This window comes from Paenarthrobacter sp. 10L420, assembly GCF_056395385.1.
In genome coordinates this window covers 20144-29900 of record NZ_JBFTJK010000033.1, presented here as the reverse complement: position 1 = coordinate 29900, position 9757 = coordinate 20144, and the positions used below count along the sequence as shown (strand labels likewise).

The following is a 9757-nucleotide window of genomic DNA, read 5'->3' as shown; positions in this document are numbered from 1 at the left end:
TTGATGGGCAGTGGGGGTCCGTTGTTCACGGAGTAGGTTCCGGTGAAGCTGGTGGTGATGGTGGCGGGGTAGTTCCCTGTTGCTGTGTAGATGTGGCTGGTGCGGGTGTCGTTGAGGAGCCAGTCGGCTTCGGGGATCGAGTAGCCGGCCACTTGGGTGGGGCCGAGGGTGGTGGTGTCGCCGAAGTTGTAGGTGAAGCTTGCCGGGGTTGCCGTCAGGTGCACTGCCTGGCCGAGGATGGTGACGTCGAAGGCTTGTTCGGCGGCGGTGGTGTAGAAGTTCGTGGGTCCGCCCTTGAGGGTGTGGGGGAAGGGCTGGGCTTCGAGGATTCCGGGGTTGACGGGGAGTTGGCGGAAGTCGTTCAGGATCCGGGCTGCGATGTTGGCCAGGACGTTCTCGGGTTTGGCGTCGTACAGACACGTCGGACCGGTGATCGCCCGATACTCCGTCCAGTCCGGATTTGAGATGGCCTTTGGTGCTTTTTTCCACACAACAGGGGTACCTTCGGCGCCTCCCTCCGTTGTGGGTGGGCACTCGAGTCCTTGGCATCCCAAGCCTCCACCGCCAGCGCGGCAAAGGGTATCCGGCTTGTACTGGTAGGGATCGTCTGCTGCGGCATTGGAGTTGAGGGATTCTGACGGTATCCCAGTTTCTGGATTCAGCGTGAATCTTGCGTCGATACTTATGGCGGTATCGTGCTTTCCCACGCTGACTCGAGTTTCGTCCTCTGCCACTGACGGAGCAGAGCCGATAGACAGGACCACGACGAGGGAGAAAAATACGATTGCGCTAAGACGAGTCATTCGCACGGCTAGCCCACAATCAGTCCGTTGTCGATAACTTGCCAATGTCCCCTTTGGTAGCTAACCATGACAGCTTCGGCGGTGTTGTACTCGGGCGTGGCCTGCTGACCGGAGTTGCCGTTAGCGTCGAAATACTCAATTTGCTCTTGGAGGACCTGCACCTTAGCGGCTTGAGGGTCTGTGCCGGCTTTCCACAGGACTTCGATAACAGGAACACTGATACGCCCGCCGACCACCCACCGGCCGTCGACGTAGTTGAGCTCGATCGCCCTCTTATATGCGGCGCCTGAAACTGTTGTTGTATCAGTGGCAAGGCTCCAGGGTCCGAGATCACCCGTTTCGGTGGCGTACGAATAAGTCGCGTACCAATACCTGATAAATGCCTCAAGCCCAGCCTTCGAGTTCTCCTTCGCGAGCTCAGGCATCACCGGCACGGGCACATTCTCTGCTTTGCCCTTCGCATCGGCTGGCTTGTACACAGTGGCAGGAGCGGCACTCCCGGAAGGGCCGGTGCCCGAAGGACCTGGCGACGAAGCGCCCGAGGTAGGCGCCGTCGTCGAGCTTGATTCGGAAGGAGAGCCGCCGGGCGGCCCGCCCTGACAACCAGTGAGAAGCAACGCGGCTGTGAGTCCGAAGACCGCTCCTCGAATGCGGGCATGTGAAGAATAGGCAAAAAGGCGTGACATGACAGGCTCCCCCAGCAACTGTTTGGCGATGTGTCGGCCAGTCTAGGCGGGGGAAGGGAGGGTTTCACGTCGAAGGGGACCGCTTGTGGATAACTATTGTTCGTGGAGCTGTTGCCCGGAGTTTACGAGACGCCGCGCCGAGGGCTCTCTGCTGCGAGCTGCCTGACCCAGTCGGGAGTTTCCTTTCCGAGGCGTCGGTCTGTGACCAGTCGTAGCTGGGCGGCCGCGATTTGCACCCCGCGGTCACGCGCCGCGGCGCCGCGGTCGATTCTGTCGGTTGCCCCGGTCCCTGCGCCGTGGTGTGCTGGTGCTCTCATTGGCTCCGTCATCGCCAACCCCTTATCTGGTGTCGCTTGCCGTCGGTTCATTGTTGCCCGTTTTCGGGTTGGGGTCCAGCTCAACATCGAGGTCCGGGTCGGGGTAACTGGGCGGGACTTCGGGTGGCGATAGGCCATCCATCTTTGTCGATTCTGCCGCTTCTTCCAGTGGATAACTCCAAGCCACAGTTATAAATTCAACTTCTTCACGGCTTGGTGTTGATTCGGCCAATACAGTCATTACCTGAAGGCCCACCTGTGCGCGGCGGGGTTCTTGGGAAAGGATGCTGTCGAAAGCCCACTCAGCCCGTCGCCACCATTCGGCCCTGTTATCGGACGGACCCGGTCTTTTGTCGCAGGGACCTCCAGGCAATCCAAGCGGCAATGCTGGCCGCGGCTAGTGCAGCCAGGGGCGCCATGCCTGCAACAGATTGCCACCACTCAACCGGCCCGGTGTGGATGTTCACGTCGATGGGGGGAGGTGGCTGGGGGATCACTCCACCAAGCTAAATGGCCGCTAGCCAGCAATACAGCCATCGGGGGCTGTATGTGGACAATTAACCCCGCAATTTCTCCATATCCCGCCTGTCCTTCTTGGTGGGCCGGCCGGCACCGCGGTCGCGCTGGGGAAGGCCAAGCTTCGGGGCAACGGGCCGAGGGGGAGTGTGGTCGGTGAAGCAATGCGAGGCAGCCTCGGCGCCGACGCGTTTCGCGATCAGCCGCCGTACTTCGAGGATCCGTTCCCAACCGGATTCTCGCACGCGGATGGTGTCTCCAATGATCACGGTTTGCGAGGCCTTCACCGGATTTCCATTGATCCGGATGTGGCCGGCACGGCAGGCGGCGGTGGCCGCGGATCGGGTCTTGTAAGCGCGGATCGCCCACAACCAGGCATCGACGCGGACGTTTGCCGGGGATGATGACGGGATACTCATGATTGGGAAGAGTCTAACCGGGCCTAGCAAGACCCGCGAGAACGCCGGAAACGTGCGAGTACAAGGGGAAGCCACCGAGCACGCCTAAGAGTTCCGGCGATCACGCAGCTCTCCCGCGATCTCGGCGAGAAACACCGACCCGAGAAACAACTACCGAACCGTCACCTCAACCCGCTGGGCCATGTTGTTCCCGATGCCCTGGTAGTTCCACACCTGGTCGCTGGGCTGCAGCGCACCCGAGGAGTCCATCGCACGGCACCGCAACTCGTGCTCTCCCGGGCTCGCGACCCACACCATAGTCCAGGATCGCCAAGCAAAGTCACCTACAGCAGGTTCCAGATGGGCCGGCATCCATTCGCCGTCGATCCCCACCTCCACCCGTTCCACTTCGCCGTGACCGGACCACGCCCTGCCGTGCAGCATCACAGGACCGGCATCCACTACCCGGCGTCGGGTAAAGAAATCAGGAATCCCGGGTGGCACCATCAGGGAGCGGACGCGAATGTGCGACACGGGCAAACCTGGCCCATCGGGTCCCTGGAGGTAGTGATACGCCACGGCCTGTTGGAATCCCATGAAACGTGAAGTCACTGCCTCGATGGAGGTCAACCACTTCACACTTGCCATGCCATACCAGCCGGGCACCAACAGCCGCAGCGGGAAACCGTGCTGGATCGGTAGCGGGTTGCCGTTCATGGCGTAGACCAACATGACTTCAGGATGCATCGCTTCGGCGATCGAAAGACTGCGGGCGTACGGTTCCTCGACTCCACCCTGGATACCGCTGTCGGCACCCGTAAAGACAAGTTCGACGGCGTCACTCGCCAACCCTGCCTCCTCCAGCAGTGGTGCCAACGGAGTTCCAGTCCATTCCGCAGTGCCTACAGCTCCCAGCACCCAGGGCTGGCTGAGCGGACGTGGCTGCAGCAGTGAGCGTCCATTTCCGGCGCACTCCATGGTGACAGGCATGGTGACTGAGGGCCGCGACTTGATGTCGTCGAGGCTCAGTTCCAGACTGTTATTAAGGGCGCCACCGAGCCGCAGGCGCCATTCCTCGGCGGTAACGTGCGGGATATCGAAGTGAATGAGCAGATAGTGCAGGCCTGCTGGCGTGATGTCGTCGTGGAGGGCTTCGAGCGGCATTGAATGGTTGCGGCCGGAGAGCTGCAACTCTTCGTGGGTCAGGGGACCTTCGGTCGGCTGTCCCGTGATGACGGCTTTCGCCGCGTCTTGCTTGACATGGTGTTTGGACATGGGAGGCGGCGTTCTACTGGACCTGACGCTGCGGGCGTGCCGCAGCACTTAGGACAAGGATCACGCGGGGACCTAATGCCGTCAATAGGCGATTGCGAGGCCCGGTATGCACTGTCCGCGAGCGAAGAAGCCCGCAGAGCGGTCCCCACAACGGGTGGCGAGCTACCGACGTCGAAGTTCCGGGTACTCCAGATGCGGAGCAACCGTGCCGGCGTCCCGCTCAAGGAAGTTGACGGCGGGGGCCACGATGTCATCGATTTCATCTAAAACCGCGTCGTTGAGCACCACATCGGCGGCCTTCAAGTAGTCGGTGAGATGGTCCTCGGTCCGCGGTCCAATAATCACACTGGTGACGGCTGGATGGTTCAACGCAAAGGCCACAGCGAGCTGGATGAGGGTCAGTCCGTACCTGGCGGCCAGTTGTGCGAGTGCGTCTGCCGCGTGCAGCTTGCCTTGGTTGAAGGGCGCGTTCACATCGAACCGGCCGGGCACAGCGGCCGAACGCGAGCTTTCGGGCTGGCCCGCGCCAACGCGGTAACCGCCAGCCAGCCACCCACCGTCGAGCGGTCCATAACTCAAAACCCCGACGCCGTACTGCTGGGTGATGGGGAAAACGTCGCGTTCGTTGGCGCGAACCAGAAGCGAATAGGGAACCTGGTCCACCACCGGCGGCGTCAGGTGGTTGGTGTTCGCGATCCACTGTGCCTCGACGAGTTGCGCGGGGCTGAACACCGACGTGCCGTAGTAGAGGATCTTGCCCTGCCGGATGAGATCGTTCAGGGTGGTGATGGTCTCAAGGAGATCGGTGTTGTAGTCGGGACGGTGCGCTTGGTAGAGGTCGATCCTGTCCGTGTTCAGCCGCCTCAAGCTGTCCTCCACAGCCCGGACAATCCACCGACGCGAATTTCCGGCATGCGCTGGGTTGGATCCCATCTGGCCATGGAATTTGGTGGCGAGGAATACGTCGTCGCGCCTTCCTTGGATTGCCTGGCCCACCACGACTTCCGCCTCGCCCTGCGAGTAAATATCGGCGGTGTCGATGCTGGTGATGCCGCCGTCGAGCGCAGCCTGGATGATGCGGATGCTCTCCGCAGGTCCCGTGGGAGCGGTGCCGGTGCCGAAGTTCAATGTACCCAGGGTGAGAGGGCTGATCAGGGCGCCAGTGCGTCCAAGCGTTCGTAGCTCGTTGAGGCTCATGTCGGCTTCCTGTGGTGGGTCAAGGGGATGTCCAATCGAGGCTACACACGGCTGTGGGACGCCCAAATGCAAACGGTAGAACTTCTTCGTTTTTCGTCTCGCGGGGTAATGGAAGCGGCCTTAGTTCGCGACATTTCTTGACATGCGGCAACACAAATGTCTTTCGAATCAACAAATATTGCCGTTCCCGGAAGCGGGTGAATTATGGGAAAGGAACTCAAGCAACGCACGATAGGGGACAGCAAAAATGACACAGACGACCGTGGAAGAAACGGCAGCCATCAAGGCTGCATTTGCGCAGTTCCCGTCCGGAGTGGCTGCCTTCAGTGCCATGGTGGATTTCACGCCGGAGGCATTGGTGGCATCGTCCTTCACGGTGGGAGTGTCACTGGAACCGCCGTTGGTGATGTTCGCAGTGCAGAACTCCTCCACAACGTGGCCCAAGCTTCGGCAGGCCAGCCGGTTGGGTGTGTCCGTGCTGGCCGAGGGTCAGGAAGCGGCCTGCCTTCAGCTGTCCTCCAAAACCCGGGACCGCTTCGCCGGATTGTCCACCAGCGTCAGTGACTCAGGGGCCGTTCTAATCGACGGCGCGGTGCTGGGTTTCGAGTGCGAGGTTGTCTCCGAGACGCCCGCCGGGGACCACGCGATCGTTGTCCTCGAGGTCAAAGCGACCACCATCAACCACGAATCCAAACCACTGATCTACCACGGAGCAGCGTTCCGGCAGCTCGCCGCTTAGGAGTTGCGGCTTACCCCGCTGAGCGAACCCTTACGGACCGGGCTCGAAGACTTTCCATTCTTGGAAGTGTTCGGGCCCGATTTCTTGGAGTTGTTCCCTTGGGCCGAGCTGTTACCTTGGCTGGATTTTGTAGACTCAGGACCGGACTTTTTCGGACCATTGCCCGGCGACGCCTCGGTGCCCGAAGACTGCTTAGCATCCGGGGCCTTCGGGGCGGGTGGTTCCTCATTGCTGGATGGCGGTGTTGGCTCGCCCACCTCACGGACCGTTACCTTGATGGCGGGCGGTTCCTCTGCCTTTGCGCGCTCGGCCGCCCTCCGGTCAGCTTCCGCGACGGCGTCGGCCCAGTCCTTCGCAAGCACGGGTGGTTCCTTGCTGGCGGCCACGAGCAAGGGGTGGTGGGCGGTCTGTGTTTCGACCACTTCCTTAACCTGGGCAGGCTTGGGTACCTTCCTGGGGCTAACCTTCCACGCACCGTCCTTGACGGCAGAAGCGGCATCCGAGACCCGGCGTCGAACATCGCCAAAGCGATCCTTCTTGGGCTCTGCCGCAACAGGATGGGCTGCCACCTCGGCAGTGGAACCGGTAGGAACGTAGGCAAGATCTTCAAGAGGTGACTCAACAGCGTGACTGGAGTAATCGACGTCGTCACCCGCCAAAGCGGGTACGTGTTCCGGAGCAGGAGGCAGATGAACGATGGCGACCGTTTCCTTCTTGGGGAAGACGCCGATCATCGCCAGGAGAATCACTGACACAAGCCGTCCGACTCCGGCAACTACCAGAGTGATGATGATGACCAACCCGAGGCCCAGGAACATGAGGATAGCCATCCCCACCGTGCCCAAATATGTCAGGTTGATGGCGAGTGTTGTCGGATCCTCCACGTAGCCTCCCCTGGCAATCGTTTTGCGATGCGCGCATTGCCCACCCAGCTTGCACATCTAGCCTAAGGTCCAGCACCGACGGAATCACGCCCCGCACCACCCTCTGGCAGGGGTTGTTTCGAAGCTGTTACATGGCGTGGGAAAATATGTTGTCCAGCTCTCATTTTCAGCCTCGGATTGGGACAACGTGACCCCTGATTTCAGCCGACTCCGCAACGGTGCGTGCCCCTGCCTCTCCGGGGAGCCCTATGAGGATTGTTGTGGACGCTTCCATGGCGGCGAGACTGAAGCGCCCACAGCCGAGCAGCTCATGCGGTCCCGGTATTCGGCGTTCGTCGTCCTCGATCCGGAGTACCTCCTGCGTACCTGGCACGCCTCTACCCGCCCGGCTTCCTTGGAGGTGGACACGGACATGCAATGGCGCAGGCTCGACATCCTGGGTACGTCCAAGGGTGGGCCTTTGGACACCACGGGGACCGTTGATTTCGCTGCGCACTACCGGTCCGACGGCGAACGCGGAGTACAGCGCGAACACAGCCGTTTCGTACGCGAGGACAAGCGCTGGTACTACGTGGACGGGAACGTCCTGTAGCGGGCTACCGATATTTCCGGTGCAGGTTCTCCTTGCTTGAGGCGCCCGGGGAAGCATCGGCGATCCACGGCCCGGTTCCTTCGGACTGGTCCAGGACCCCGGCCTCAAGCCAGGCATAGTCCCCAGCCAGGACCTTGCGCGAAAGCTGGTGGTCGCCGTCGTCGGTGTTTCGCCACAGCTGATCGAAGTATTCGTCCACCCGCACGCGCGCCTGCTCACAGTAGGCTTCGGCGAGCTCAAAGGCCGCCGCGCCGTGTTCCGGGTGGGTACGGAGCAGCATTTCGGCCCGGGAGCAGCATGCTGCCATGGCGAACAGTTCGGCGCCGATGTCCACGATCCTGCCAAGGAACGCTTGTTTGTGTTCCAGCTTCGCTTGCCAGCGCCCCATGCCGTAGAAAGTCTGCCGGGCGAGCCGGCGCGAGGACCGTTCAACAAACCGCAGGTGCTTGCCCAATCGCCCGAACTCACCGTAGGAGCGCGGATCCATGCCTGCTCCGGCAACGAGTTTCGGCAGCCAGCGTGCATAGAAACCTGAAGCCCCGACGGCGGCCCTCGCCTTGTCCTGCAGGCTGGCATCCGCTGAGGCGAGGTCGCCCGCGGCGGCAAGGTGTGCGTCCACGGCTTCGCGGGCGATAAGGAGCTTCATGATCTCGCTGGAACCCTCGAAGATCCGGTTGATGCGGAGGTCCCGGAGGAGTTGCTCGGCAGCTACGGCGCGTTCCCCCCTTGCTTCAAGGGATTCGGCGGTTTCAAAGCCACGGCCGCCGCGGATCTGAACCAGTTCATCGGCGATCCGGCAGCTCAGTTCGGTGGACCAGAGCTTGGCCAGCGCGGCCTCGATGCGCACGTCCTTTTGGCCGGCGTCTGCCATCTCGGCTGACAGTTCAAACACAGCTTCCAACGCGAAGGTCGTGGCGGCGATGAACGCAATCTTCTTTCCTACGGCCTCGTGCTTGCCCACCGGGCGGCCCCATTGCGTACGCGCGTTGGACCATTCGCGGGCGATCTTCAGGCTCCATTTCCCTGCGGCAACGCACAGGCCGGGGATGGAGAGGCGTCCGGTATTGAGCGTGGTGAGGGCGATTTTGAGGCCTTGGCCTTCGCGGCCCAAGCGGTTCTCCACCGGCACACGCACCTGGTGGAAACGGGTCACACCATTCTCGATGCCGCGCAGGCCCATAAAGCTGTTCCGGTTTTCCACTGTGATGCCCGGGGAGTCCATCTCCACGACGAACGCGGAGATGCCGCCCTTGTGCGTGGTGCCGTCGGCGTCGGTGTGGGCAGGAACCCTGGCCATAACAACCACGAGCTCGGCGATCACCCCGTTGGTGGTCCAGAGTTTCACGCCGTCCAAAAGGTAAGACCGGCCGTCGTCCGAGAGTACGGCAGTGGCGCCCATCCTGGCGGGGTCGCTGCCGACGTCGGGCTCTGTCAGGAGGAAGGCCGTAATGGCGCCGGCAGCGCAGCGGGGAAGGTATTCCTGCTTTTGCTCCGGCGTGCCGAATTCCTTAACGGGCTCAGGAACGCCGATGGATTGATGCGCCGAAATCAGTGCGCCAAGGCTCGGATGAACGGATCCAACCAGAGCCAGTGCGCGGCCATAGTAGACCAAGGACAGTCCCAGGCCGCCGTACTCGCGGGGAATTTTCATGCCGAAAACGCCAAGGTCCGCGAGGCCTGCAAGGTACTCGTCCGGGATCTTCGCGTCGCGTTCGATCACCCGTCCGGACATGGACCTGCAGAATGCTTCAAGCTTGGCCATGAACTCTTCGCCGCGCTCCACGTCCTCCGTTTTGGCTTGTGGCCATGGGTGGATCAGGCTGAGGTCGAAGCTACCCAAGTACAGGCCTTTGGCAAAGCTGGGCCGGTTCCATTCAGTTTCGCGGGCGGCCTCGGCGACGGCGCGGGCTTCTTCTGCTGTGGCGTTGACGCTTGCGGCGGTGAGACTGTTGTCAGTAGCGGACGTCATGGGATAACTCCTCTAGCCGGTTGTGCCGGATGGAGCCAGGGTCCGCCTCGGGTGGGGAACCCTTCAGCTGTCCCTCAATGCTACCCGCGAGTAGCTACCGGTGCTAGGGGAAACCTGGGGCTGGAATTCGGCCGGGATTTCGACGTTTCCTGCATGGTGGACCAAGCTGTCCCACGCAAAATTGATGCCATGCACCAAGCCGCCCAGCACTGCCTTGACCGTGTACCAGGCCATTCCCATGGCGCCGATGAGAACGATAGTTGCTATGGCCGCTGCCGCGATGAACGCCACCAAAATGGCGGCGAAGGCCAGCGTTCCAATGAATACGTAGGTGGCTGTTTCCAGAGCGGTAAAGTCGAAATCCATGGTTCCCCCTATGCG

The 9757-nt window shown here is 61.7% G+C and carries 11 protein-coding genes; 2 read left to right on the top strand and 9 right to left on the bottom strand.

The features are described from left to right. The 6 genes from AC1DD5_RS24600 to AC1DD5_RS24575 all read right to left on the bottom strand — a co-directional run. Positions 1–803: hypothetical protein (locus tag AC1DD5_RS24600; RefSeq protein WP_477522996.1), on the bottom strand; the 803-nt coding region annotated here is incomplete at its 3' end. A gap of 8 nt (positions 804–811) precedes the next feature. Then, positions 812–1489, bottom strand: a complete 678-nt coding sequence (locus AC1DD5_RS24595; RefSeq protein ID WP_477522995.1) for a DUF6318 family protein — start codon at positions 1487–1489, stop codon at positions 812–814. Between the two features lie 122 nt (positions 1490–1611). Then, a complete protein-coding gene (locus AC1DD5_RS24590; RefSeq protein WP_477518756.1) occupies positions 1612–1818 on the bottom strand; it encodes a hypothetical protein in 207 nt (68 codons plus the stop codon). 545 nt (positions 1819–2363) lie between these two features. Further along, entirely contained in the window at positions 2364–2741 is a 378-nt protein-coding gene (locus AC1DD5_RS24585; protein ID WP_477515537.1) for an RNA-binding S4 domain-containing protein, read from the bottom strand. A gap of 150 nt (positions 2742–2891) precedes the next feature. Then, the gene (locus tag AC1DD5_RS24580) at positions 2892–3995 is read right to left on the bottom strand and encodes a sulfite oxidase (RefSeq protein ID WP_477518757.1); all 1104 of its coding nucleotides are present in this window, start codon (positions 3993–3995) and stop codon (positions 2892–2894) included. 162 nt (positions 3996–4157) lie between these two features. Then, positions 4158–5192, bottom strand: coding sequence for an aldo/keto reductase (locus tag AC1DD5_RS24575; protein WP_477518758.1), 1035 nt, complete (start codon positions 5190–5192; stop codon positions 4158–4160). A gap of 247 nt (positions 5193–5439) precedes the next feature. Between AC1DD5_RS24575 and AC1DD5_RS24570 the strand changes: the two genes are divergently transcribed. Beyond that, positions 5440–5931 (top strand): flavin reductase family protein, encoded by a 492-nt coding sequence (locus AC1DD5_RS24570; protein WP_431116957.1) that lies wholly within the window; start codon positions 5440–5442, stop codon positions 5929–5931. Here AC1DD5_RS24570 and AC1DD5_RS24565 read toward each other — a convergent pair. Next, positions 5928–6815, bottom strand: a complete 888-nt coding sequence (locus tag AC1DD5_RS24565) for a hypothetical protein (RefSeq protein ID WP_477522994.1) — start codon at positions 6813–6815, stop codon at positions 5928–5930. The two genes, AC1DD5_RS24570 and AC1DD5_RS24565, sit on opposite strands and share 4 nt — an antisense overlap. A 187-nt stretch (positions 6816–7002) precedes the next feature. Between AC1DD5_RS24565 and AC1DD5_RS24560 the strand changes: the two genes are divergently transcribed. Next, positions 7003–7407 (top strand): YchJ family protein, encoded by a 405-nt coding sequence (locus AC1DD5_RS24560; RefSeq protein ID WP_477522993.1) that lies wholly within the window; start codon positions 7003–7005, stop codon positions 7405–7407. Between the two features lie 4 nt (positions 7408–7411). Here AC1DD5_RS24560 and AC1DD5_RS24555 read toward each other — a convergent pair whose 3' ends face one another. After that, the gene (locus AC1DD5_RS24555; RefSeq protein WP_477522992.1) at positions 7412–9376 is read right to left on the bottom strand and encodes an acyl-CoA dehydrogenase family protein; all 1965 of its coding nucleotides are present in this window, start codon (positions 9374–9376) and stop codon (positions 7412–7414) included. A gap of 63 nt (positions 9377–9439) precedes the next feature. After that, entirely contained in the window at positions 9440–9742 is a 303-nt protein-coding gene (locus tag AC1DD5_RS24550) for a hypothetical protein (protein WP_431116953.1), read from the bottom strand. Positions 9743–9757: the final 15 nt, after the last annotated feature.